We start from the raw sequence: 26,192 nt of genomic DNA, 5'->3' as shown, positions 1-26,192 counted from the left end.
AATCGGTTATTATCGTTAGCATTCTTTGCCGTCAGTTTCAACTGACGGAGTGATTGATAGAAGAATTTCAAATTTCATCCAATGTTTTTCTTTTATCAGATGTTTCATTTTTATAGACTGAAGGCGTTAAGGTTGTAACTTTTTTAAATTGAGCCGAAAGATGCGCAACGCTGCTATAATTCAACTGATATGCAATTTCGCTCAGCGTTAATTCGCCATAAGTAAGCATTTCTTTCGCCTTTTCTATTTTTTGGGCGATGAAATACTTTTCAATAGTTTGATTTTCAATTTCAGAAAATATAGCGCTTAACTGTGGATATTCGATATTAAGATGCTCGCTTAAATAAGAGGATAGATTAATTTTTAAAGGTTCTTTTGTATAGTGAACCAAATTGATGATGGAAGTTTTGATTTGCTCGGTAATTTGAGTTTTCTTATCCTCTAAAAGTTCAAAGCCAAAAGAATTTAATCTCTCAGATAGCTTCATTTTATCATCAGCAGAAATATTTTCCTTGATGGAAACAGTTCCCAATTCAACCGAAATAGGGTTAAAGCCGAGTTTTTCCAACTCAGCTTTAACCACCATTTTGCAGCGGTTGCATACCATATTTTTGATATGCAAATTCATTATTTCAATTTAATGGTTTCAGAAACGTCGCCACAATCGAACATCATACTTCCGTAGTATGGATTTTCGATGTTTTCTTTCTCATTTAACCAACTTGCTTTCGCCATTGGGCAATGCTGAACATAAACTGTTGCACTGTTGAATTTGATATTTCTTACTGTTTTAATCATTGCATACGAAATACCTTCAAAAGATTTTCTTTGAGCCTTGATATCTTTTCCAGCGGCTAATTCTGTAGCTTTTGCTTTGATGATTTTAGCTTGTTCCATCCAAAGCGTGTGTTGTGTTGCAGGTAAATCTTTGTGTGGAATGGCATCAACTTTTGCTAATAAAGTCTTTACTTTTTCTACTGCTACATCATTCTTATCAGTTGCTAAAGCATTTTTTACATCGTAATAAGCCGATAATAATTGATTAAAAGCTGCATCGGTTTTGCTTTGCGCAAATGTTAATTTTACACTTGCAATGGCAATTATTGCCATCATTATCATGATTTTTTTCATCTTGAATATATTTTAATTGTTTGTGATGAAACTTGTGTAGGCTGTAAATAATTAAGATTTGTTGCTTAAACAGGTTCATCGTATTTTTTTATTTTAATGCATTAAAAAAGTTAAATTCTGCTCTTAGCAGATACATGTTTTTTAAATATCGGTTTGCCATATTTCCAGTTGCCTGAAAACGATAACCTAAATCAATTCTGGTTCTGCTGTTCAAAATAACCTGAACGGCAGGCGCTAAATCTAAATAAGATTCGCCCGTACCAGGGTCTGTTTTGCCCAACATTTCAAAATAGACATTAAAATTGGGTTCCTTATAGTTTTTATAAACGACTGGCAAAACCAAATAACCAGACGATAAACTGTAAGAAAGCATCTTATCGGGCTTTGGCGCAAATCGATTAACCTTATCATTTACAATGGCATCGGTGTAGCCTAATGTAGCCGAAAGAGCCAATTTATGTATCAACTGGGTAAATATTAAACCCGCTTGCCAACCCGTATTATCACCCTCCAGATTAATATCTCTACTTATTTCCGGTCTTTTACTTGTGCTTATTCTACCAAATGCGGCGGCTCTAAAATGGCTTTGAGCTTCATCTATTGATAAAAAACGGTACTTTGCGTACAAACTTCCACCTTCGAGGCGATATCGACCATCCATATCGGATAGAAATGCCTGTGCATGTGCCATCAGATTTTTGTTAAAGCCAAACATTACCTCTGGAATGGTTCTGCTTACAAACCCTGGATTGTTCAACATCCCTTCGTTAGTTAAACGTATCCCAATCGATTTAGTCGGCATGTTGCTCGCAGGCTCGGTAAAAACGTAAAGTTCCTGACTTGAAGCAAGATTAAAAGTGCTGATTAAAACCAACACCATAACTAATAATCTGCTCATGGTTTAAGAAAGCACTAAGTGATAAACACGAGTTTTCTTTCCGTTTACCACAGCGGTTCCGCTTGCGTAAGCATCAGAATTTGCAGTCGCAGCTTGTTTTTTAAATGCAGAACCTGAAATGAAATTTTTATCCACTACCGATGCTTTTACTGTTCCGTTTAAGGTTTTGTTTTTTGCATTTACAAATCGATAAACATTACCATCCACAATCGCCTGACCTTTATCGTCGACTTTTACCTGATTGAAAGTGAAATCGGCAGTTAAACCACCAACCGAAAAACCAGCATCCTGTACTTTCTTACGAATTAAATCGATGTTAATATCAGCGCCTTTTTTAAATGTTAATACAAAGATGTTTTTATTTAAATCTGGCTTTACTGTATTGATGAAGCCTAACGTTTCTAACGATTTTTGAGTGGCGTTAGAACACATTGAGCAGGTTAAACCGGTAACCTGTAAATCTGCTGTTGATATTTGTTGCGCCGAAGCTTTAACGGCAAATAGCAACATAATGATGCTGAATATTTTTATTGTTTTCATGATTTTTGAAATTAGAATTAAACTTTGTGTCGTTGTCGCTCTGAATTTATTTCAGAGTCATATGACAATAGAGATGCTTATCTCGAACGTTCGGGACAGCATGACGGATTTAATAAATCCTAATTCCTAAAAATACAATTGAAAACATGCAAGGCAATCCGCGAGGAAAGTGGCGGTGCTTTGTTGGTGATTTTACTGAAAAAAGCTGGAGTAACGTTTGTTAGAAATTCTAAAACTGGTGGATGAATAAATAACTGAATAGAAAACAGCTTCGGCATTTCTACTTTTGCCGCGGTTTGATGACTATCTTTTACTTTAACGGTAACCTGCGTGTTTTTGCAACAGCCGTCATCCTTTATTTTTTCAGCAGGAATATCTTTGCAAAACTTACAAGCAATTTCATTACTGAACAATTGTACATTCGCAAGTTTACCACCGCAGAAATGAAAACTTAAAGCCAAACCAATAATACTAACCGCATAAAATACGGCCAAAGAAAGTGCTATTTTTTGTTTTAACTTCATTACTACAAAGTTAAGGCAAAAAAAACCGAATATTAAAACGCTTTATTTATTGAATTTCATTTTTTACTTTAATTTAGCATCAAACACTACTAAAATGAAGAAATTACTCTTGTTTATCTGCACATTTTCGGTGCTGTCTGCATTTGCCGCAAAGCCTAAAAATCAATACATCCGCATTAAAACTGAATTTGGAGAATGTATTGTGAAATTATATAATGAAACGCCTTTGCATCGCGATAACTTTCTAAAACTAACTAAAGCCAAATATTATAATGGTACCTTGTTTCACAGGGTGATAAAAGATTTCATGATTCAAGGTGGCGACCCAGATTCGAGGAATGCTAAACCAGACTCTTTGTTGGGCGAAGGCGGGCCAAAATACACCGTCCCGGCAGAATTTAGAGATAGCTTATTTCATAAAAAGGGTGTTTTGGCTGCTGCAAGAGATAATAATCCAGAAAAAGCATCTAGTGGAAGTCAGTTTTATTTAGTGCAAGGCAAAGTTTTTACTGATGAACAATTAAATAGTCTGGAAGAAAAACGTTTGAAATTTAAAATTCCGGAATGGCAGAGACAGGTTTATAAAACCATTGGTGGTACACCGCACTTGGATAGGAATTATACAGTTTATGGAGAGATTATTTCTGGTTTAGATATGGTTGATAAAATTGCAGTTTTAGAAACCGATAAAAATAATCGCCCAAAAAACGATGTTAAAATGGATATTACCATTTTGAAAAGGAGAGAAGCTAAAAAGTTGGAGAAACAGTTGGCGAAAGATTCATTAAAAGATAAACTTATAATGAAATCCTAATGAAAATCATCTCTTACAACGTAAATGGAATTCGTGCAGCAAGCACTAAAAACTTTTTCGGTTGGTTGCAGGCCACAAATGCTGATATGATTTGCCTCCAGGAGATAAAGGCTATGCCATCGCAAATTCCTGAAATTATTGCTTTGGTAGAGCAGCTTGGTTATCATCATTATTGGTTTCCGGCGGAGAAAAAAGGTTACAGCGGCGTGGCAATCTTAACTAAGATTAAGCCTAATCATATAGAATATGGTTGTGGAGAAGAATGGATTGATAAGGAAGGCAGAATTTTAAGAGCTGATTTTGATAATTTCTCGCTCATGAGTTTATACATGCCTTCAGGCTCGAGTGGAGATGAACGCCAGTTGAAAAAATATGCTTTCATGAAATTTTTTGATACTTATATCGCCGAATTAAGAAAAGAAATTCCTAACCTGATTGTCAGTGGAGATTACAACATTTGCCATACTTCAATAGATATTCACAACCCGAAATCTAACGCAAATTCATCAGGTTTTTTGCCTGAAGAACGTGAATGGATGCAACTATTTTTAGATAATGGCTTTATCGATACGTTCAGGCATTTCAATAAAGATCCTCACCATTACACCTGGTGGAGTTATCGGGCAGGTGCTCGAGGTAAAAACTTAGGTTGGCGCATCGATTACCATTTAGCTACACGACCAATGGAAAGCAGATTAAGGAACGTTAGAATTTTACCAGATGCGATTCATTCAGACCATTGTCCTGTTTTGTTAGAGATGGAGTAATGTAATATGGATGATTGCAAACGCAGTCTTGATACTTGATTCTCGCTACTTGATACTTAATAAACTAACCAATATGCTCATCACAAATATAAAAGGCCTCGTTGGCTTACATCCAAAAGATAAATTTGTTCTTCGCGGAAGCGAAATGAATAATTTGCCTGTTTTGGAAAATGCCTGGCTTTTAATTGAAGATGGTTTGATTAAAGATTTTGGTAAGATGAGCGAAATTCCACCTTCTATTTTACATCTTTCATCTATCACTGCAAAGGGTAAGTACGTTTTCCCATCTTGGTGCGATAGTCATACACACATTGTTTTTGCCGCTTCGCGGGAAGAAGAGTTTGCTATGAAAATTCAAGGGAAGACTTATGAAGAGATTGCAGCAGCTGGAGGTGGAATTTTAAATTCGGCAAATAAACTTCAAAATGCAACTGAAGATGAATTGTTTGAGAGCGCTTCTATTCGATTGAAGCAAATGATTTTGCAAGGAACTGGTGCCGTTGAGGTAAAAAGTGGCTACGGTTTAACGGTAGAAAGTGAAATTAAAATGCTTAAAGTAATCCAACGGTTAAAAGCGACCTTTCCGATACCAATTAAAGCAACATTTTTAGCAGCGCATGCCTTTCCGAAAGAGTTTAAAGAAAATCAACAAGGCTATATCGATTTAATAATAAACGAAATGTTGCCTCAAATTGCAGCAGAAAAATTAGCAGATTATATTGATGTTTTTTGCGAAAGGGGCTTTTTCTCTGTTGAACAGACAGGTAAGCTTTTAAAAGCAGGCGCAAAATATGGTTTGAAACCTAAAATACATGCTAATCAATTATCTATTTCCGGCGCTGTAGAAATCGGCCTAAAAAATAATGCAATTTCAGTTGACCATCTCGAAGAAACAAGTGAAGAAACAGTTTCTGCCTTAAAACATAGTTCTACAATCGCAACGCTTTTACCGTCATGCTCGTTTTATCTTGGTATACCTTTTGCAGATGCTAAAAGCTTAATTGCCGAAAATGTTGCTGTTGCGCTTGCATCTGATTATAATCCAGGTTCTACGCCATCAGGGAATATGAATTTTGTGGTTTCTTTGGGCTGCATAAAACTTAAAATGCAACCAGAGCAAGCGATAAATGCCGCGAGTTTAAATGGGGCTGCGGCTATAGAAATCAGCAATGACTACGGAAGTATTGCAATCGGCAAAAAAGCGAATTTATTCATCACAAAACCGATGCCTTCAATTGCCTATTTGCCATATAGCTTCGGCGAAACACAAATAGAGACCATCATTTTAAATGGCGAAATTTATAATGGATAGCCTGAAAATATATTCGCAGAGCGAAATTAATAATCTGATAATTTATCGCGAAGGTGAAACAAAGCTAGGCGAAAAGGTTCAAGTTATATCTTCTTTGGATGGTTTGCAATCATCAAATGCCAAATTTGTGCTTTTGGGTATTCCGGAAGATATTGGCATTCGTGCTAATTTGGGTGTTGCTGGCGCATCTACAACTTGGCGACCAGCCTTAATGGCTTTTTTAAATATCCAAAGCAATCGATTTTTATCTGGTGAGGAAATTTTAGTTTTAGGTCATTTTGAAATTGAAGAACCTGAAGATTCTGCAATTAATTGCTTGAGAAATAAAGTTGCTGAGATTGACAATTTAGTTTATCCGGTGATTGAAAAAATTGTTGCGGCAGGTAAAATCCCGATAGTAATTGGTGGTGGTCACAACAATGCCTATCCAATAATTAAAGGCGCATCAAAAGCAAAAAACCAAGCAATTAATGTTTTAAATGTAGATGCCCATGCCGATTTGAGAACGTCAGAAGGCAGACATAGCGGGAATGGATTTACCTATGCTTTGGCCGAAAAATTTCTCGAAAACTATTTTATGTATGGATTGCATCAAAACTACAATAATGAGGCTATTTTAAATCAAATAGAAACCAATCCTAAACTAAAAGCATTATTTTTTGATGATATTTTGAAAAGCAAGCCGGTTGAAAATATACTTTCCGGTTTAGGTGAAACGATAGGTTTAGAAATAGATTTAGACAGTATTCAAAATGTACTTTCAAGTGCAGAAACACCTTCAGGATTCTCTGTTAATGATGTTCGTAAGTTGATTTTAACGAATCCAAAAAGGTTTTCTTATCTGCACATTAGCGAAGGTGCAACAAGATTGCTTGATGGGAGGGTGAGCAAGTTAACTTCAAAGCTAATTGCTTATTTGGTGAGTGATTTTGTGAAAGCGCAAGCTTAGATTGTTTCCCCCAGATTTCGGGAATTTACACAGATTTTGTTCTGCGGAAATCAGCGTAATGTGCGGGAGAATTCGAGATAATTTCTACAAATGCTCCGCTTCGTATTTCTCGCCAGCTTTCAGCATCAGGTCAATTTGCCTTAAATCTTCTGCGGTAAGTTCTTCCTTTTCCTGAAGTTCGAATACAGCAATCATATTGTCTTCGTATTGTTTTTCAGTTTTAATAACGATTTCTTGTGACATGATTTGCTAGCTTAAAATTTAATAATTCCTTTTGGTGTAATGCAAAAATCTAATTTAATGTCGTGTTCGTTCACATCATCAATTTTTTCAATTGCAGGGTACAAAGATAAGCCTATTTTTTTAGCATTTGTATTTTCCAGAAAACGGTCGTAAAAACCTTTACCATAACCAACCCGATTGCCCATTTTATCGAAAGCTAGAAGCGGAATAAAAACTAAATCAATTTCTCCATCATGAATTTTTCCCTTTTGAGGCTCCAGGATATTGTAAAGGTTCTTTTGTAAATCATTTACACCTAAATATTCATGGTTAGTCATTAAAGCGGTATCAAAATCTGCTTTTGGTACAATTATTTTAATCTGAGGATAATTTTCAGTGAGCCATTCAATCAATAGAAATGTGTTTGGCTCTTTCTTTTCAACTATTGGTAAAAAGATATGAATGGTTTTAACTGCGCTAAAATCCCAAACTTGAAATCGTTCGAGTAGCATCTTATTTAGTTTCTGATACTCATTATCACTATAAGATAACCTTTCTTTTAGCGCTTGCTTTCTAATTACGGCTTTCAGCATAAAACAAATTTAAAAATCTAGCGCTTAAATCATTCTAAAATAATCCCTTTGTAAACATTTAAAGTAAATATGTCAATTTGTCACTTTTAATTTTATTTATGTATTTTTGCAATCCCCAAAGGTTTTAAAGGAATGATTGATTTACAAGTACAGGATAAAACACACGACGAAGCTAGGCAAGGTGAGGCTTTAATTTTAGATACACCAATAAAAGCAGATGCACGTAAATTATACATTGAAAGTTATGGCTGTGCAATGAATTTCGCCGACAGCGAAATAGTAGCCTCTATTCTTTCAGAAACTGGATTTGAAACCACTGGAGATTATCACCAAGCAGATGTGATTTTTATTAACACTTGTTCCATTCGCGAAAACGCAGAAACAAGGGTTAGAAACCGGCTCTCACAATTTGGAGTAGAAAAACGCCGTAATCCGAAATTAATTGTTGGTGTTTTAGGCTGCATGGCAGAGCGTTTAAAATCTAAATTCTTAGAAGAAGAACGCTTGGTTGATGTTGTAGTTGGGCCAGATGCTTACCGCGATTTGCCAAATTTAATTGAACAAGTGGAGAGCGGACATAAAGCAGTTAATGTTCTGTTATCCCGTGAGGAAACTTACGCCGATATTAGTCCGGTTCGTTTAAATAGTAACGGCATTACAGCATTTATTTCTATTACCCGTGGCTGTAATAATATGTGTTCTTTCTGTGTTGTACCGTTTACCCGTGGTCGTGAACGTAGCAGAGATGCACATTCTATAATTGAAGAAGCAGCAACATTGTTTGAAGCAGGTTATAGAGAGGTTACGCTTTTAGGGCAAAACGTAGATTCTTATACCTGGACTTCAGAAGATGGAACAGAAACTGTAAACTTTGCACAGCTACTGGAGCAAACCGCTTTAGTAAGTCCTGATTTAAGGGTTCGTTTCTCTACTTCGCATCCTAAAGATATTACCGATGAGGTTTTACATACCATCGCTAAATACGATAACATTTGCAATTACATTCACTTACCGGTTCAATCTGGTAATACACGTGTTTTGGAATTAATGAACAGAACATATACCCGTGAATGGTACATTAACAGGATTGATGCAATTAGAAATATTATTCCGGGTTGTGCAATTTCTACAGATATTATTGCAGGTTTCTGTACTGAAACGGAAGAGGAGCATGAAGAAACTTTAAGCATGATGGATTATGTTCAGTATGATTTTGCTTACAACTTCACTTATTCTGAAAGACCTGGTACTTTAGCGGCCCGTAAGCTTGCGGATGATATACCTGAAGAAGTTAAAAAACGCCGTTTGGCTGAGATTTTAGCCAAACAACAAGCACACTCTTTGATGCGTTTGCAAGAATGGGTAGGCAAAACGATTCGTGTGTTAATTGAAGGCACTTCAAAAAAATCGGATAAAGATTATTGCGGAAGAGGCGATAGCGGTGCGATGGCAATTTTTCCTGCTATTGATGGGGTAAAGCCTGGTCAATATGCAAATGTTTATATCGAAAGATGTACTTCGGCTACGCTGATTGGAAAGATAGTTTAAGGCTGAATGCTTAAAGCGGAAAGTTTGCCTAGTTAAAGCCCAATCTTGATACCTGATACTAAATACTTGATACTAAAGAATGGATACACAAAATATTAAACAACGATTCGGGATTATTGGTAACTCACCATTGCTTAATCGTGCCATAGATATTGCTAGTCAGGTTGCGCCAACAGATATGTCGGTTTTAATTACGGGCGAAAGCGGAAGTGGTAAAGAAGTTTTTTCACAAATTATCCATCAAATGAGCGCTCGTAAACACGGTGCTTTTATCGCTGTAAACTGTGGTGCCATTCCAGAAGGAACGATAGATTCTGAATTATTCGGGCATGAGAAGGGATCGTTTACGGGCGCACATGAAGCTCGTAAAGGTTATTTCGAAGTGGCCAACGGTGGAACCATTTTCTTAGATGAGGTTGCTGAATTGCCACTTGGCACACAAGCTCGTTTGTTAAGAATTTTAGAAAGTGGCGAATATTTACGTGTAGGTTCATCGAAAGTTCAAAAAACCGATGTGCGTATTATTGCAGCAACTAACGTTGATGTTTATAACCGCGTTAAAAACGGAAAATTTCGCGAAGATTTATATTATAGATTAAATACAGTTCCATTGCGTATTCCTGCTTTGCAAGAGCGTAAGGAAGATATTTATTTGCTTTTCAGAAAATTTGCAGCCGATTTTAGTGATAAATACCGTTCGCCAGGATTACAGCTGGAGCCTGAAGCTATTCAAATTTTAACTAATTATAGTTGGCCTGGTAATGTTCGTCAGCTAAAAAATATTGCAGAGCAGATTTGTGTGTTAGAAAAAGACAGAAATGTTAGCGGACAGGCAATTTTAAATTACATACCAAACGAAGCCGGAAGTAATTTGCCAATGGCGATAAATGCACAATCGAAAGAGGACTTTACCGAAAGGGATATTTTATATAAAGTGCTTTTCGATATGAAAAAAGATATGGTTGAGCTGAAAAAACTTGTAGCTGAAATTATCCAGCACGGCGGAAATACGGCAACCGTTTTGGCTGATAATCCACAATATATAAACCAATTGTACAGAGATGTGGAGCTGCCTGCTGGTCAGGAGCACGCTTTTACCATTCAGCATCCAACCTCAAATAACAACCTCAACAACAATAATAATTCCGATTATTTTGCACATGATGCAGAGGAAGTTGAAGAATCACTATCATTAGTCGATAAAGAATCAGATTTAATCAAAAAGGCGCTGAAAAAGCATAAAGGCAAGCGTAAATTTGCAGCACAGGAATTAGGTATTTCTGAACGTACACTTTACAGAAAAATCAAAGAATTAAATTTATAAAGGAAATCCATCTGCGATTGTTAAAGAATCTATTGAATGAAAATTAAAATATTTGCACTTCTACTTACTGCTGTATTAAGCTCATGTGCTTATACTTTTAGTGGGGCATCAACCGAAGGTTTAAAAACAGTAACAGTTAGGTTTTTTGAAAATGCAGCACCGTTGGTTGTTCCAACATTAAGTCAGGATTTTACCGAATCACTAAAAGCCCGAATCAGAACCCAAACTAAATTGAGCATTACACCAAATGATGGTGATGCTATTTTTGAAGGAAAGATAACAGATTACAGCATTAAACCAGTGGCATTAACATCAAGCAGTACACCTACTGCTTCAAATAACCGCATAACCATAACCATTGCGGTTAAATACAAGAATAATATCGAAGGGCATGAAAAAGAAAGTTTTGAAGAAAGCTTTACCCGCTTTTTCGATTTCCCGTTGGGCGGTTCTTTGCAAGCCGTTCAGCCACAGGCGATAGAAAATATTAATAAACAGTTAACTGAAGATATTTTTAACCGTGCCTTTGCGCAGTGGTAGCTAAAAATTTTAAAAATCGACTTCAATTTTTAACTTAGTAGCAAACCTCAATAATGGATAACAAACAACTTCTTACCGATTTATTGGCTCAACCCGGAAAAGTAAGGAAGGCACATGTGCCGGCTTTGTTGGATTTGTTAGCACAATTTCCTTATTCGCAGCCCATTCATTTACTTTTGGCTAAAGCCGATGCAGAATATGTATCGAAAGCAGCTTTGTATAGCAATGGGCATGTTTTGTATAATATTTTACAGGAAGCCGATATTGAAGATGACGTTCTTGTTGAGGAAGAAAAGGCTGAACAGGCAGTTGAGTTAACAGGGGTGATTTCAAATCAGCCTTTGCCAGAAATTGAAACTTTTGAAACCGAATACATTGAGGTTGAAGATGAACAGGAAGTTTACGAAGAAATTGGAGAAGTAAAAGCTGTTGTAAATCCAGTTATTGAAGAAGTTGAAAAGGTAGAACCAGTTAAAGAGCAAGAGGATTTTCAAACTGAAATTAAAGATGCTGATTACATTGAAAGTGTAGTTGCTGCCGATTTCTTTGCGTTTGAGCAAAAACTAAGTACAGATGTTGTTACTGCTGCTCCGAATATTGAAACCGTAATTCCCGATGAGCCGGAGAATAGCTACCTTTCTAAGTATGATGATGATAAAATGCCTTATACTTTCTTGTGGTGGCTGGCAAAAACCAGAAAGGAGCATGAGCAGATTTTTCAGCCTTATGCACAACCAAATCCGGCTGTTGTAAAACAACCTGAACAAAAAACCGCAGAGCAAGCAGCTTTTCAACAACAATATGTAGAGCATATTTTTCACATTCAAACACCTTTTGAAGTTGCCGATCATTTGGCCGAATATCCATCTGCCGAGGTTAAGGATGTAAAGGGTGCAGAAATTATTGAGCGGTTTTTAAAGGAAGACCCAACAATAAAACCACCGAAACCCGAACAAATTGATAATGAGAATAAGGCGAAGAAAAGCGCTGAAGACCATTACGACTTAGTTTCGGAGACGCTAGCGAAAATTTATATTGAGCAAATGCTTTATCACAAAGCGATAGATACTTATAAAAAATTAAGTTTGAAATATCCAGAAAAAAGTGGTTACTTTGCCGACCTTATCCAATCTATAGAAAAGAAATTATAAAATATATTTTATCATGATAACCCTTTTAATCATTTTATTAATCGTTGCGTGTGTAGCTTTAGGCTTATTTGTATTGGTACAAAACCCTAAAGGTGGTGGTTTAGCAACAGGTGGTGGCACCAGCAATATGTTTGGTGTGCAACGTACAGGCGATGTTTTAGAAAAAGGATCGTGGATTTTGTTAGCCCTTATTGTTGTTTTAACTTTAGGTATTACTACAATGGGTAAATCAGGCGGTACTGCTGCTACTGGTAACACAGAATTACAGGAACGTTTAAACAAAATGCCTACACCTTCTCCAATTGGTGGTGGCGCAACTAAAAGTGCAACTCCGGCTGCACCTGCAACAGCAGATACAACTAAGAAATAGTTTAAACCAACAAAACATTTTAAAAAGCTTTCCTCAAAAGGGAAAGCTTTTTTTGTTTAATGCAATTAGATCCTTTCAATTGTCCGTTGGTTGAAACCAGCGGCAATGAGCACTGCAAATTGGATAACATATTTATATGGAGAATACGCAATTAATTGCTGGCTGCTTTAGCTGCCTATTTTTTGTGGTGCAAAATGGCTTTAGCCAAATAGCTTCCCTTGTTTCTAAACCCGATTGCAGCGTAAAGCCCGGAGTGTAACGAGGACTTGCAGCGAAAAGCGGGGCCAACCCGAACCTAAATGCTACTGATGTTGCTTTCCAAATCTTAAACATCAACGAATTTATTTCATAAGCTCTGCCAAGCTGACACGCAACATTCTGTAATTGTTTAAAAAATTGGCAAATTTGTCCCTCAATGGTGCTTGGCATAATAAGTGTTAATTGTAAGCTTAGTAATTAAAAGTAAACTCAAAATAAATAATAAAAAAATGGCGTTAAACCTAAAACCAATTGCTGGCAGTTCGAACAGAGTTATTGTTGAACCAGCTGCGGCAGAAGAAAAAACTGCATCGGGTTTGTATATCCCTGATACTGCAAAAGAAAAACCATCTAAAGGAACTGTAGTTTCTGTTTCTGAAGAAGATTCTGAAGGTAAAAAAGCTAGTGTGAAAGTTGGCGATGTTGTAATTTATGGTAAATACGGTGGTACCGAATTCCCTTACGAAGGTAAAGATTATCTAATTATGCGTGAAACTGATATCTACGCTGTTGTAGGATAATTATAAGTTAAAAGTAGAAAGTTAAAAGTTGAAAGATGAGGCGATTTAAAAAATCGTAAGTCATAATTCTAAAATCTTAAATCAAAATGTCAAAACAAGTAAAATATAACGTGGAAGCACGTGACGCCCTGAAACGTGGTGTTGATATCTTAGCGAATGCAGTAAAGGTAACTTTAGGTCCGAAAGGCCGTAACGTTATTATTGATAAAAAATTCGGTTCTCCAGCCATTACAAAAGATGGTGTTACGGTTGCTAAGGAAATCGAATTGAAAGATGCGGTTGAAAACATGGGCGCTCAAATGGTTAAAGAAGTTGCTTCTAAAACAGCTGATATTGCTGGTGATGGAACAACAACTGCTACGGTTTTGGCTCAGGCAATTATTACTACTGGTATCAAAAACGTTGCTGCGGGCGCAAATCCAATGGATTTAAAACGTGGTATTGATAAAGCTGTTGCTGCTGTTGTAGAGAACTTAAAAACTCAATCGCAAACGGTTGGTGAAGACAATAACAAAATTAAGCAAGTTGCATCTATCTCGGCTAATAACGACGAGGTTATTGGCGCTTTAATTGCTGAGGCAATGAGCAAAGTTGGTAAAGATGGTGTAATTACTGTTGAAGAGGCAAAAGGTACTGAAACTGAAGTTAAAACGGTGGAAGGTATGCAGTTTGACAGAGGTTATTTATCTCCATACTTTGTTACCAATGCAGATAAAATGGAAGCTGAATTAGACAGCCCTTACATTTTAATCTACGATAAAAAAATCAGCAACATGAAAGAATTGTTGCCTGTTTTAGAAAAAACTGTTCAAACTGGTAAGCCTTTAGTTATCATTTCTGAAGATTTAGATGGCGAGGCTTTAGCTACCTTAGTAGTTAACAAAATTCGTGGTTCGTTAAAAGTTGTTGCTGTTAAAGCACCAGGTTTTGGCGATAGAAGAAAAGCAATGTTAGAAGACATCGCTATCTTAACTGGCGGTATCGTTGTTTCAGAAGAAAGAGGTTATAAATTAGAAAATGCTGATTTAACTTACTTAGGTTCTGCTGAGAAAGTTGTTGTTGATAAAGACAATACAACTGTAATTAATGGTGCTGGTAACTCAGAAGATATTAAATCTCGCGTTAGCCAAATCAAAGCTCAAATCGAAACGACTACATCTGATTACGATAAAGAAAAATTACAAGAGCGTTTGGCTAAATTAGCTGGCGGTGTTGCAGTTCTTTACGTTGGTGCGGCTAGTGAAGTTGAAATGAAAGAGAAAAAAGACCGTGTTGATGATGCTTTACATGCAACTCGTGCTGCTGTAGAAGAAGGTATTGTTGCTGGTGGTGGTGTTGCTTTCATTCGTGCGGTTGCATCTTTAGCTGATTTAAAAGGTGTTAACGAAGATGAAAACACTGGTATTCAAATTATCCGTCGTGCGATTGAGGAGCCATTACGTCAAATTTGCGAAAACGCAGGTATTGAAGGTTCTATCGTAGTACAAAAAGTTAAAGAAGGAACTGCAGATTTCGGGTACAATGCTCGTACTAATGTTTACGAAAACTTAATTGGCGCTGGTGTTATCGACCCAACTAAAGTATCTCGTGTAGCATTAGAAAATGCAGCATCTATTGCAGCAATGTTATTAACAACAGAAGTTGTTTTAGCTGATGAACCAGAAGAAGCTGGTGCTAGCGCTCACCCTCCAATGGGTGGCGGCGGCATGGGCGGCATGATGTAATCATTCAGGTCATAAGAATTACGTGTAAATTAAATCCCTCAAAACTAAAGTTTTGGGGGATTTTTTGTTTGAAATCTTTTTAAAAACGCAAGTTTTACCTATTTGCAATCTGTTAAAGATTGCTTTCGTGTAAAATTTTAGATAGACTAAATTTCATAATATACTTTTGCAATTTACAAACAACAAAAGATCACCTCTATCGAATAAAATTTACTAAACAAACTGAGTTAACAAGTCATATCGGCGCTTTCAATTTGTCGTTTATTTTTTTGTGCGAAAAGATCTCTTTAATACCCTATTGTTAAAGATTTTATGAAGATTTGGTGTAGACAGATTTTATGTTCTGTGCTTGTTTTCTCGATGACGATGTTCTGTGCATTGAACACATTCTCGCAATTGACTGTGAGTGGTGTTGATGCCGGACCATACACACCAGGAAGTACAATTGCAGTTCCATTTACAATTGGCAATGCTTCGTGTATTGCTACAGCGAACGTTTTTGAGGTTTACTTATCAGATGCCAGTGGGAGTTTTGCTGCCGAACAACGAATTGGAACCTACGTTGGTTTTTACAGCACCTATGCAAATGCTATAATTCCAGTAACAACACCGGCTGGAATTGGCTATAAGATTAGAGTAAAATCAACAGCTCCAGCAGAGATTAGTACAGAATCTGCTCCTTTCGAAGTAAGAGGAGGGGCACCTGTTAGAGCAGAAGTCTTATCAACCCCATTAAATAATGCACCGGCTGGCCAAGAAGCCTTTGGTACTTGTATTACAAGGGCTAATTATGACCTGATACTTTCCAATAACTCTTCAGCAAATGCTAGTGTTAGTGCAACTGTGAAAAATGAAATAAGCAGTGTTGTAACTTCGTTAGATTTAAATGCTCCAAAAACTTTTACTGCACAACTTGCACATTATACCATTTTTGCCAAAGCAACTATGCCTGACGGAACGGTTGGTACTAAGGCTTATTTCATCATTAATAACCAGGCTACAACTGCGTTTGCAACTGTAAATAATAACCCTGTATGCTTACCATTAGCCTCGTATCAATTTAATGTAGATTTAACCGCGAGCGGGATTTTAAATAATTTTCCAGGAGATAGGTACGTAATTAACTGGGGCGACGGACGATCTACAATTTATACCTATTGTGATATCCTAAAGGCGGGAAGCAGGGTTGGACATGATTACACCACATCATCTTGTGGTCAGGTTTCAAATACAACATCCGGGCCTATTTATAATGCTTTTAATGTATCTATCAGAGTAACGAATGATTTCTGTGGAAACCTTGGTGACCCATTAACGGCTTATGCTAAAGTGGTTGTCAAACCTATTAATTCGTTTACTTATGATACTCCTGCGTGTACAAACACAGATGTTACGTTCATCAATACCTCACAATTGGGCGAAAACCCAAATACTACATCAGCAGGTTGCGAGCCAAATAATGTAACTTATAACTGGTGGGTAGACGGAGTTCTTGTACAAGCAAACAGACCACGCTCTTATAATTTTGTTTATAGATTTTTAGCCCGTGGAGTACATACGATTAGATTAACCTCCGTTAGTTCTGGTGCTTGTGATGCTGACCCGGTTCAACAGGAGATTTGTATTCAAGACCCGCCAAAGCCTATATTCACATTACCAAGTACAACAGTCTGTGCGCCTAGGACACTTGCTCCAGCTAATATTTCAGAAATTGATAATACCTGTAATTCAGTTCCAACTTATTCATGGACAGTTACGCCATCGGTTTCATTTTCTGGGGGAACAACCGCAAGCAGTAAAGATCCCATATTCAATTTTACTACAGCCGGAACTTATACCATAACATTAAGCGTTACAAGTGGTGCCTGTGGTACAGTTACTTCTGCACCTCAAACGGTGATTGTTCAAGGAGCGGATGCAGGACCTGATCAAACCATATGTACTGGATCAACTGCAACTTTAAACGGGAATAATGAAGTTGGATTATGGACGCAGGTAACCAGTTCGTCTGCAACTATTACAAACCCAACTCAATATAATACTACAGTTTCTGGATTGGTGGCAGGAAATGATTATGTTTTTAGGTGGACAATGACTGCTGGAGGCGCTTGCCCAGATAGTTGGGATGAAGTAACCATTTCATATCCTAATGCCATCACAAATACCATTAGTACAGCTTCTACAACTGTTTGTTCTGGGCAAACAATTTCAGTAATCGGTACAACTCCAACAGGTGGAAATGGTACTTATACCTATCAATGGCAAAGTAGTACGGACGGAATTACATGGGCAAATTTACCAGGCAGAACAACAAAAGATTTAAGCATTACGGTAAGTTCGAACATTTATTTTAGAAGAGTTGTAACAAGTGGTGCTTGTCCTTCAGAAAGTAATGTAATACAATTGGATGTTTTGCCCGCGATTGCAAACAATTCAATTTCTGCGAATCAAGCCATTTGTATTGGCACGCCAATAAATCCACTAACTGGCACTTTACCAACAGGCGCAAATGGAACATTTAATTATCAATGGCAATCTAGCTTTAATGGTACAACATGGACAGATGTTGCTGGTGCAACCGACATTAACTTTACACCACCGCAACCAACGGTTAGCATTCGTTACCGCCGTTTAGTTACAAGTGCAGCGTGCTCAGGAGGCTCGGCAAATACGAGCAATGTTGTGTTGATAACGGTTAACCAAAACGCTAGAGCTGAAATTGTTTATACTACAGATATTGGTTGTGCGCCATTTGTTTTAACTCCATCAATAGTCCAGGCAGGGCTTTATCCCGGCAGGAATGCAACATACACCTGGTTTGCGAATAATGTACAAATCGGAACTGGGGCAACATTTCCTGGCTACACAATTACAACAAGTAATACTAGCGTTGTTGTAAGATTGGTTGTAACAAGTGCTTCAGGCTGTCTGGCCGATGAAACAACTCATACTTTTACAACCAGAGATAATATCACGGTTGCCTATACCCAAGATAAAACAGCCGATTGCGGGCCGTTCAGTGTAAATTTCGTAAATACATCATCAGATTTAACAGGTTCAACATTTGCCTGGGATTTTGGAAATGGAACAACTTCAAATCTAGCCAATCCTCCAAGAATAGATTATCGTCCAGATCCGGCAGGGGAAGATATTACTTACACGGTTACACTTAGGGCAACAACTGCTTGTGGCGTAATCACCAGAACATCTACGGTACTTGTAAAAGCAGCACCTATTTCAGTTTTTTCTCCTAATAAAACGGCTGGTTGCTCGCCTTTTACCACAACTTTCAGCAATACATCGCCCGGCACTTATACAAGCTTTACTTATGATTTCGGTGATGGCTCGCCAACCTTTACCACCAATGATAAAAGTACAGTTACCCATACTTACACAACTAATGAGGTTACAGATTACATTGTAAAAATGACGGCAACAAATGCCTGCAGTTCAAGTACATCTCAATACGTGATTAGGGTTTCTCCTAATAATATTATACCAGAATTAGTTGTTGATGCCCCTGAATTGAGGGGCTGTGCGCCACTTTTGGTTAACTTTAAAAATAATACGAAAGGCGCAAGTACATTTTATTACACCTTTGGTGATGGGGCATCAGCTTTAACCAACAGCTCACCAGAAATGGTTGCGCATACCTTCACCAAGCCCGGAACATACTTGGTTACTTTGTACGCTTCTAACGATTGCTCGATTAACTATACTACCGAAACTATTGTGGTTTTAGAACAACCGACGGTTGGTTTTACAGCAGATAAAACTGTGGGCTGTAGCGGTACGGTTGTTAGGTTTAAAAATAACAGCCAAAATGCAGTGGCCTACCTTTGGGATTTTGGTGATGGAACGACCTCAAACCAATTTGAGCCAACGCATACTTTTACCGGGAGCGGAGTGAATTATACTGTAACCTTAACAGCAACAAATAGTCAGGGCTGTAAGAATGTATCTGTTTTACCAAATTACATTCAGCTGGTTACACCTCCTCAATCTAACTTTAATGTGCTGCCCGGAAATGAACTCTCTATTCCGAATTATACATTCAATTTTAGAGATGCGAGTGTTAACGGAGCCGGAAGTTGGGAATGGAGTTTTGGCGATGGTTCAAGCTCAACATTACAAAATCCATCACATACCTATAATAATGTTGGCGAATACACCGTAACGCTTAAGGTAATAAACAAAGAAGGTTGTGCGGCTACATCAACACAAATAATAAGAGTGATTGGTGTACCCGGAACGCTGCATGTGCCAAACTCTTTTATACCGGCTAGTGCGAAAAACGAATTGAGAACTTTTAAAGCAAAGGGACGTGGCATTGATTCTTGGAAAATGACAGTTTTTAACAAATGGGGACAGGCTTTATGGGAGACGACCAAACTGGATGATGGTGCTCCATCAGAAGGATGGGACGGTACATTTAATGGGCAAGAGCAACCGCAAGGCGTTTATTTTTGGAAAATTGAAGTGAAGTTTATAAATGGTGGCGACTGGAAAGGTATGACTTATGATAATTCAGCACCGCGTAAAACGGGTACAATATATTTAATAAGATGATGAAGCGTAGTTGGATTAACCTATTTATATTGTTTATCATTTTTCCTTTTTTAACTAAAGGGCAAGATCATATTTACAGTCAGTTTTATAACTCACCCATTTATTTAAACCCTGCGTTAACTGGTCAGTTTGAGGGCGATATCAGATTCAATGCTTTGTACCGTAATCAGTGGACTGGTCTTTCCGGTGATTTCTCTTACATGAGCGCATCTGCAGATTTAAATCTTCAAAAACTGAACAGCGGTGTTGGGATAATTTTTAATAGAAGTAGTGAAGGAACAGCTTACCTACAAAAAAACAATATTGCCCTGAGTTATTCTTACATTATTGGTGGCGATGATTTTACACTTTCATTTGGATTACAAGGCGGAATAACCAATCAAAAATTAAATTGGGATAAATTGGTTTTTGGTGATCAGATTGATATAAATGCCGGAATTATTCCAGGTGGAATTTCTGGTGCGGAACGCCCAAATGTTGATAGCAGATTCTATTTCGATGCTGCTGCTGGCGGAAATATTGTGTACAAAAATTTTATGTTTGGGTTGGGGGCGCATCATTTAAATCGTCCGGACGAATCCTTATCAGGTTTTCAAACCAGATTACCGATTAGGGTTTCGGCTAATATGAGCTATAAATTAGCAATCGTTCCCGATCAATATGATAGAGATGGTGCTTACCTAATTCCTTCTATCGTTGCCTATCGCCAGCAAAACGTAATGTCGTTCAGTTTAGGTACGCAGTTCAAATATGCTGGCGTAAATGCAGGTATTTGGTATAGAAACGATGGCGGAACAAACGGTAACGATGCAATTGTTTTTTCTGTAATCTTCGATATTTTTAACAGGCGAACAAATGGCGAAAAATTCAGAATTGGTTTAAGCCACGATGCAACAACCTCAAAATTAAATTACACCAATACCGGAGGAACATCTGAAATTGGTGTTGGGTATGAAAAATATTGGCCAAATAGTTCTAATTATGGTCGTTCAAATGGGTTAAGATGTTATGATTTTTACTAATTTGCTTCTGATAAGGCAAAATCATGAACGAGATCTTAGACAATCATCATTTTATCACACAAAGTGAAGTCAATAAATTTTTGTTGGCAACTTTGCTTTGCGGATTAATCGGTGCCGAAAGGGAATACAGAAGCAAATCTGCTGGATTAAAAACCATGATGATGATTGGTTTAGGAGCTACACTTTTTACCATTCTTTCGGTAAAAATCGGCGCAAGTAGTCAAGATAGAATTGCCTCAAATATTGTTACCGGAATTGGGTTTTTAGGTGCAGGAGTAATCTTCAAGGAAGAAAATCGGGTTAAAGGTTTAACAACGGCTTGCATCATTTGGATTGTTGCTGCAATCGGAATGGCAATTGGCGGCGGTTATTATGAGCAGGCAATAGGAGTAACCGGCGTGGTACTTTTAGCCTTAATCATTTTTCCTTTTCTAGAAGAAATTGGAGATAGACGTTTCACCAAACGTATTTATCGAATTGTTAAAAAGCAGCATACCAATGGCGATTTAGAGAGCTATGAAGAGGTTTTCAAAGAAAATAAATTAAAACCGCAACGTGGAAAACACCAATTGGTTAATAATGTAATTACCGGAAACTGGACTGCTACCGGAACGCCAAAAAACCACCAGAAGTTTGTTGAGCAAATGCTGAAGGATAACGATATTATAGAGTTTGATTTTTAACAGAACCGAATAATTCAGTTTTCTGTACTTGCAAAGCCACTTTCTTTTCTTCAACAACCATGGTTTGCGACAACCTATCATGCCAAGGATTAGAAGGTGTTCCTAAGGCACTGAAAGGTTCGAAAGGAATAATCCTTAAAAGGTTACGGGTAAATGCTTTTTCAAAACTCAGGTCGCTACCATCTAAATTTACAGCTTTTGTTTTGGTGATGAGCTTGCCAATTGATTTTCCATTTAGCATGGCTTCAGTAAACGACATAATTACACCATAGAATATCATGCCTATTATTCTATTGGTAATGCCATCATCCACAGAATCGATAATTTCAGGGTTGACGTAATAAGTTATTATGCCTAATGCAAACATCAATAGATAAATAACGATTGTATCAATTAAATAATTTGCAAACCTTAATCCTGAAGAAGCCTGACAAAAGCGATAATCAACTTCTTCGAAATTCGTTGTTTTAAAGGCCATTTGGAGCGTTTTTAAAATATCATTCAATATAAATGATTACGATTAACAAGCAAAATTAATTTCTGTAAAATCTTAAAAACAATCATAGCTTTGTATTAACGGATTCATCCCAATTTTGATAATCTGTAACTAACTAAATTCATGATAAAAGAACAAATTTCGGTTTTCGATATTTTTAAAATAGGAATTGGTCCATCAAGTTCGCATACACTTGGTCCGTGGCGGGCGGCTCAACAATTCACTGCCTCGTTAAAAGAACATAGCTTACTTGTCGAGGTTGAAACGATAAAAATATTACTCTATGGTTCACTTGCAAAAACAGGTGTTGGCCACGGAACCGATGTTGCAATTTTATTAGGCCTAACAGGAGCAGATCCGGTTACTTTTGATGTTGATGCAGTAACGCCAACATTTAAAACCATTCAAAAAGATAAAAAATTAAACCTTGCCGGAAACTTAGTTATAGATTTCGATTACGAAAACGATCTTTTGTTCTTATTTGCTGAAAGCTTACCATTTCACCCTAATGCGGTAACTTTTCAAGCGCTTTTAAAAAACGGCAAAGCATTTTCCGAAACGTATTATTCTATTGGAGGTGGTTTTGTGGTAAAGGAAGGTGAAGATAACAGTCAAAAACCACAGGTAGATTTGCCTTTCCCGGTTGATAAAGCAAAAGAACTATTACACTGGTGCTTATCTACGGGCTTAAAAGTTAGCGAAATTGTAATGGAAAACGAGTTAGCTTGGCGGCCAGAATTGGTAACCAGAGCAGGTATTTTGCAGCATTTCGCGGTAATGAGAGACTGTATATATCGCGGTTGCCACACCACAGGGTTTCTGCCAGGCGGTCTGGATGTTGCCAGAAGAGCATTTCCACTTAATAAAAGATTAATCAATAAAGCAGAATACTCAAACTATGATACCTGGATAGATGCCATCAGAAAAGGTGGCAACGGCTTCAATTATATTTTAGATTGGGTAAGTTGCTTTGCTTTAGCGGTAAACGAAGAAAACGCTTCGTTCGGGCGGGTGGTAACTGCGCCAACAAATGGTGCTGCGGGTGTAATTCCGGCGGTTTTACAGTATTTTATCGTCTTTTGCAATGGCTATTCTGAAGATAAAATCACGCAGTTTATTGCTTGTGCTTCAGAAATTGGCAGTATTTTCAAAAAGGGTGCAACTATTTCGGCGGCTATGGGCGGCTGTCAGGCAGAAATTGGTGTTTCATCGGCAATGGCTGCTGCGGCTTTGACTGAGTGTTTGGGTGGTTCCCAACGCCAGGTTTTAATGGCTGCCGAGATTGCTATGGAGCATCATTTGGGTTTAACCTGCGATCCGATTGGTGGTTTGGTTCAAATTCCTTGCATCGAAAGAAACACAATGGGCGCAATTAAGGCCATTACGGCAAGCCAGTTGGCATTGCAAAGTAATCCGGATAAAGCCAAAGTAAGTTTGGATGCTGTGGTGAATACCATGTGGGAAACCGCTCTGGATATGAACGCGAAATATAAGGAAACATCAGACGGCGGTTTGGCAACAAATATTCCAATTAGCTTACCAGAGTGTTAAGCCGAGAAAGATTCTATAAATAATTTGAAGCGCGATTGTTGTGTTGCTTCGGGAACTTTCTTCCCGCCAACACTGCAATCTTTTGGCTCAGGAAACCCCACTCGGCAACTTACGAGGTTTAATGAACTTTTTTAGAAGAAACTTCGTAAGTTTTGGTAAGCCAAAAGTATTTCCGTTTATGTCGGGGCTATAAAGTAGGGCCTGTAATTCTTCGTAAGGGGTTTCCTTGCAGCTGCCTTTGTTCATAAACCTGATATAAATGGAAAGCCCGCAAGCGAGGCACGAGTGCGGACTTGTAATGTTAGCAGGACTACAGACCGCCAATTGAATCTACCGTTCCTTTTCAAGAAGAATTAAAATAAGTTTGTGTGAGTTAAAATTAACCACCAAAAACCCGTTGTAACAAAGGAAAGCAAAATCCCAATCCCAACAACCAAATTAGAAACCTTTGGATTTAAATTGTGTTGGTCGGCAACTACTCCGGCAGTTAATAAGGTTGGCATAGCCATTTCGAAAATGGTTATTTTGGCAATCATACCATTCATACCCAAAATTAATGCGATGGTTAAAATAGCAAGTGGCGCTAGAATTAATTTGTATATTAAAGCAAAACTGATGTGTTTGATTTCACTAAACCATCCACCGAACCGCAATTGTAAGCCAATTGAGAACAAAGCTAATGGACCAACCGTTCCGGCTAGTTTATCAAATAATACATCAAAAGATGATAAATTTAAATACCTCGGTAAAATAAGGGCTAAAATACAACCAATAAGTGGTGGGAAAGTAAGCACTTTTTTAACGACCAGTTTTGCGCTGAGTTTTTGCTTTTGAGATGAACGAATGGCAACAATAATACCTATTGTTGAAAGTAATGTAAACGTAATCTGATCGCAGATGATGGCAATGGCCAATTCTTTTTCGCTGAAATAGGCAATAATTAATGGAAAGCCAATAAATGAAGTGTTGCTTAACGAACTCACAAGCTTTAAACCACCCGAAGTTGCGCTACTAATTTTGCTGAATTTGCTATACAGGGTGATGAACAACCAACCCAGCAGCCAAACGGCAATGGGCGCAAGGGCAGGAAAAAGCAAATCTTTTGTCCAGGTAATGTGCGGAAGGTATTTGAACGAAACCGCCGGAAGTGCAATATAAATTATCCAGGCATTGATGCCTTTGTGTGCATCTTTCGGCAGGGCTTTACTTTTCCTAAAAAGAATACCTGCAATAATACATAAGCCGATTAGAATAAAATTTGCCATTTTAGGAGAAAAGAAAAACGCCAATAATTTTCATTGGCGTTTAAATATTTATGAATTCGGATTGCTTGGTTTTGGTTTCTTTTTATGCCAAACCTTTTTCTTTCCATTGTTTCGTTGATGTTGAGGGCGTTTTTCTTCAACATGCGTAATTTCCATAGTTGCAATGTGCTCTGGCAAAGTTATGCGTGGAACTTCCTTTTCGATAAGTTTTTCGATGTTATCAAACTTACGTTTATCTCTACCGTTTACAAGCGTAATTGCTGTTCCTTTGGTTGCTGCTCTTGCCGTTCTACCTATTCGGTGTACATAATCTGCAGGGTCGCCTGGAACATCATAGTTGATAACCAAATCAACACCTTCTACATCAATACCACGAGATAAAACATCTGTTCCGATGATGATTGGAAGCCTTTTGTTTTTAAAAGCCAGCAAAATATCCTCACGTTCTTTTTGCCCTAAATCTGAATGGAAAGCCTCTGCATTAATCTTTAACCCTCTAAAAGTTTTGTACAAAGCTTTAACTTTTTCTTTTGTTGATGCAAAGATGATGGCACTTTTGTAAGTTCCATCTTTGAAAATATCGGTTAATAAAGCTTGCTTTTGCTGGTCGTGAATATTGTAAGCTTGCTGGTCTATTCCCTCTGCAGGTTTAGCAATCGAAATGGTGATTTGTTGCGGGTTGTGCAAAATGCTGCCTGCCATTTTCCTGATTTTCGGCGCCATTGTAGCCGAAAATAATAACGTTTGCCTTTTCTTTGGGAGATAACTTACAATGCGCATGATGTCATCGTAGAAACCCATATCCAACATTCTATCGGCTTCATCCAAAATCAAATGCTGCAAATGCTCTAACTTTAAAACGCCAGAAGATAAATGCGCCATTAAACGGCCAGGAGTAGCAATAATAATATCAACACCTTCACGCATCGAACGTTTTTGCTGCTCGTAAGCGATTCCGTCGCCACCGCCGTAAACTGCTAAAGAGCTGATGTTGGTGAAATAAGCTAAGGCTTCAACTTGCAAATCGATTTGTTGAGCAAGTTCTCTGGTTGGAGCTAAAATTAAAGTATTGTTATGCCTGTCAGCTGCACGGCTAATCTTATCCATAACAGGTAAAAGATAGCTTGCTGTTTTGCCGGTTCCCGTTTGTGCACAGGCAATAAGGTCGTGGTTATCTAGAATTACCGGAATGGCTTGTTCTTGTATCGGAGTAGCGCTTTTATACCCCATAGACATAAGTCCTTCGTATAAATCGGGGTTAAAATTAAAGTCGTTAAAATTCAATCTGTTATCTTTATCTATTTCAGCAAAAGTACCTTAAAATATAGCCAATAGCAAGGATGATTTGAATATCACTTTGTGTGAGAAAATGAATCGTAAAAAAGGGCATAAAAAACCTCAAGTTTTATCTTGAGGTTTT

The 26,192-nt window shown here is 37.6% G+C and carries 25 protein-coding genes; 15 read left to right on the top strand and 10 right to left on the bottom strand.

Features of this window, described 5'->3' with window-relative positions; all coding sequences use genetic code 11:
- Positions 1-67: 67 nt before the first annotated feature.
- The 5 genes from R2Q16_RS05090 to R2Q16_RS05070 form a co-directional block, all read right to left on the bottom strand.
- Positions 68-628, bottom strand: a complete 561-nt coding sequence (locus R2Q16_RS05090; protein ID WP_316735551.1) for an AraC family transcriptional regulator — start codon at positions 626-628, stop codon at positions 68-70.
- A complete protein-coding gene (locus R2Q16_RS05085; RefSeq protein WP_316735549.1) occupies positions 628-1,131 on the bottom strand; it encodes a DUF3347 domain-containing protein in 504 nt (167 codons plus the stop codon). Before R2Q16_RS05085 ends, R2Q16_RS05090 begins: the two co-directional genes overlap by 1 nt.
- A gap of 88 nt (positions 1,132-1,219) precedes the next feature.
- The gene (locus R2Q16_RS05080) at positions 1,220-2,029 is read right to left on the bottom strand and encodes a hypothetical protein (protein ID WP_316735548.1); all 810 of its coding nucleotides are present in this window, start codon (positions 2,027-2,029) and stop codon (positions 1,220-1,222) included.
- Positions 2,030-2,032: 3 nt separating this feature from the next.
- A complete protein-coding gene (locus R2Q16_RS05075) occupies positions 2,033-2,569 on the bottom strand; it encodes a heavy-metal-associated domain-containing protein (protein WP_316735547.1) in 537 nt (178 codons plus the stop codon).
- 119 nt (positions 2,570-2,688) lie between these two features.
- Entirely contained in the window at positions 2,689-3,093 is a 405-nt protein-coding gene (locus tag R2Q16_RS05070) for an HYC_CC_PP family protein (RefSeq protein WP_316735545.1), read from the bottom strand.
- 94 nt (positions 3,094-3,187) lie between these two features.
- Between R2Q16_RS05070 and R2Q16_RS05065 the strand changes: the two genes are divergently transcribed.
- The 4 genes from R2Q16_RS05065 to R2Q16_RS05050 all read left to right on the top strand — a co-directional run bounded on the left by R2Q16_RS05065 (position 3,188) and on the right by R2Q16_RS05050 (position 6,935).
- Positions 3,188-3,907: a peptidylprolyl isomerase gene (locus tag R2Q16_RS05065; RefSeq protein ID WP_316735544.1), complete on the top strand. Its 720-nt coding sequence runs from the start codon at positions 3,188-3,190 to the stop codon at positions 3,905-3,907.
- A complete protein-coding gene (locus R2Q16_RS05060; protein ID WP_316735542.1) occupies positions 3,907-4,674 on the top strand; it encodes an exodeoxyribonuclease III in 768 nt (255 codons plus the stop codon). The genes R2Q16_RS05065 and R2Q16_RS05060 overlap by 1 nt, the downstream gene beginning before the upstream one ends.
- Positions 4,675-4,747: 73 nt before the next feature.
- Positions 4,748-5,986 (top strand): imidazolonepropionase, encoded by a 1,239-nt coding sequence (hutI, locus tag R2Q16_RS05055; RefSeq protein ID WP_316735540.1) that lies wholly within the window; start codon positions 4,748-4,750, stop codon positions 5,984-5,986.
- Positions 5,964-6,935 carry a formimidoylglutamase gene (locus R2Q16_RS05050; RefSeq protein ID WP_316735539.1) on the top strand — a complete coding sequence of 324 codons (972 nt, stop codon included), beginning with the start codon at positions 5,964-5,966 and terminating at the stop codon, positions 6,933-6,935. Before hutI ends, R2Q16_RS05050 begins: the two co-directional genes overlap by 23 nt.
- Before the next feature lie 84 nt (positions 6,936-7,019).
- Here the strand turns inward: R2Q16_RS05050 and R2Q16_RS05045 are convergent, their stop codons facing one another.
- Together R2Q16_RS05045 and R2Q16_RS05040 are read right to left on the bottom strand one after the other, a co-directional pair.
- Entirely contained in the window at positions 7,020-7,178 is a 159-nt protein-coding gene (locus R2Q16_RS05045; protein WP_316735537.1) for a hypothetical protein, read from the bottom strand.
- An 11-nt stretch (positions 7,179-7,189) separates the two neighbouring features.
- Positions 7,190-7,750 carry a 5-formyltetrahydrofolate cyclo-ligase gene (locus tag R2Q16_RS05040; RefSeq protein ID WP_316735535.1) on the bottom strand — a complete coding sequence of 187 codons (561 nt, stop codon included), beginning with the start codon at positions 7,748-7,750 and terminating at the stop codon, positions 7,190-7,192.
- A 132-nt stretch (positions 7,751-7,882) separates the two neighbouring features.
- On the opposite strand from R2Q16_RS05040, the gene miaB reads away from it, so the two are divergent.
- From miaB to R2Q16_RS04990, 10 genes are all read left to right on the top strand, one after another.
- Positions 7,883-9,298 (top strand): tRNA (N6-isopentenyl adenosine(37)-C2)-methylthiotransferase MiaB, encoded by a 1,416-nt coding sequence (miaB, locus tag R2Q16_RS05035; RefSeq protein WP_316735534.1) that lies wholly within the window; start codon positions 7,883-7,885, stop codon positions 9,296-9,298.
- A 79-nt stretch (positions 9,299-9,377) separates the two neighbouring features.
- Positions 9,378-10,622 (top strand): sigma 54-interacting transcriptional regulator, encoded by a 1,245-nt coding sequence (locus R2Q16_RS05030; RefSeq protein ID WP_316735533.1) that lies wholly within the window; start codon positions 9,378-9,380, stop codon positions 10,620-10,622.
- A gap of 36 nt (positions 10,623-10,658) precedes the next feature.
- On the top strand, positions 10,659-11,162 hold the full coding sequence (locus R2Q16_RS05025) for an LptE family protein (protein ID WP_316735532.1): 504 nt from the start codon (positions 10,659-10,661) through the stop codon (positions 11,160-11,162).
- Positions 11,163-11,215: 53 nt separating this feature from the next.
- The gene (locus R2Q16_RS05020) at positions 11,216-12,313 is read left to right on the top strand and encodes a hypothetical protein (protein ID WP_316735531.1); all 1,098 of its coding nucleotides are present in this window, start codon (positions 11,216-11,218) and stop codon (positions 12,311-12,313) included.
- Between the two features lie 13 nt (positions 12,314-12,326).
- A complete protein-coding gene (secG, locus tag R2Q16_RS05015; protein ID WP_316735529.1) occupies positions 12,327-12,683 on the top strand; it encodes a preprotein translocase subunit SecG in 357 nt (118 codons plus the stop codon).
- Between the two features lie 488 nt (positions 12,684-13,171).
- Entirely contained in the window at positions 13,172-13,462 is a 291-nt protein-coding gene (groES, locus tag R2Q16_RS05010) for a co-chaperone GroES (RefSeq protein WP_025141798.1), read from the top strand.
- 86 nt (positions 13,463-13,548) lie between these two features.
- Positions 13,549-15,186: a chaperonin GroEL gene (groL, locus tag R2Q16_RS05005; RefSeq protein WP_316735525.1), complete on the top strand. Its 1,638-nt coding sequence runs from the start codon at positions 13,549-13,551 to the stop codon at positions 15,184-15,186.
- A 312-nt stretch (positions 15,187-15,498) separates the two neighbouring features.
- Positions 15,499-19,755: a PKD domain-containing protein gene (locus tag R2Q16_RS05000; RefSeq protein WP_316735523.1), complete on the top strand. Its 4,257-nt coding sequence runs from the start codon at positions 15,499-15,501 to the stop codon at positions 19,753-19,755.
- Positions 19,752-20,777, top strand: a complete 1,026-nt coding sequence (locus R2Q16_RS04995; RefSeq protein WP_316735521.1) for a PorP/SprF family type IX secretion system membrane protein — start codon at positions 19,752-19,754, stop codon at positions 20,775-20,777. Before R2Q16_RS05000 ends, R2Q16_RS04995 begins: the two co-directional genes overlap by 4 nt.
- Before the next feature lie 23 nt (positions 20,778-20,800).
- On the top strand, positions 20,801-21,460 hold the full coding sequence (locus R2Q16_RS04990) for an MgtC/SapB family protein (RefSeq protein ID WP_316735520.1): 660 nt from the start codon (positions 20,801-20,803) through the stop codon (positions 21,458-21,460).
- Here the strand turns inward: R2Q16_RS04990 and R2Q16_RS04985 are convergent.
- Entirely contained in the window at positions 21,441-21,938 is a 498-nt protein-coding gene (locus tag R2Q16_RS04985; protein ID WP_316735518.1) for an RDD family protein, read from the bottom strand. The genes R2Q16_RS04990 and R2Q16_RS04985 overlap by 20 nt on opposite strands.
- Before the next feature lie 141 nt (positions 21,939-22,079).
- Between R2Q16_RS04985 and R2Q16_RS04980 the strand changes: the two genes are divergently transcribed.
- Entirely contained in the window at positions 22,080-23,507 is a 1,428-nt protein-coding gene (locus R2Q16_RS04980; RefSeq protein WP_316735517.1) for an L-serine ammonia-lyase, read from the top strand.
- A 353-nt stretch (positions 23,508-23,860) separates the two neighbouring features.
- Here the strand turns inward: R2Q16_RS04980 and R2Q16_RS04975 are convergent, their stop codons facing one another.
- The gene (locus R2Q16_RS04975) at positions 23,861-24,772 is read right to left on the bottom strand and encodes an AEC family transporter (protein ID WP_316735516.1); all 912 of its coding nucleotides are present in this window, start codon (positions 24,770-24,772) and stop codon (positions 23,861-23,863) included.
- Positions 24,773-24,820: 48 nt separating this feature from the next.
- On the bottom strand, positions 24,821-26,056 hold the full coding sequence (locus R2Q16_RS04970) for a DEAD/DEAH box helicase (protein ID WP_316735514.1): 1,236 nt from the start codon (positions 26,054-26,056) through the stop codon (positions 24,821-24,823).
- Positions 26,057-26,192: the final 136 nt, after the last annotated feature.

It is taken from the genome of Pedobacter aquatilis (genome assembly GCF_032678425.1).
GTDB lineage: Bacteria > Bacteroidota > Bacteroidia > Sphingobacteriales > Sphingobacteriaceae > Pedobacter > Pedobacter aquatilis_B.
The sequence above is the reverse complement of the archived record's forward strand: the minus strand, read 5'-3'. Positions and strand labels throughout refer to the sequence as shown.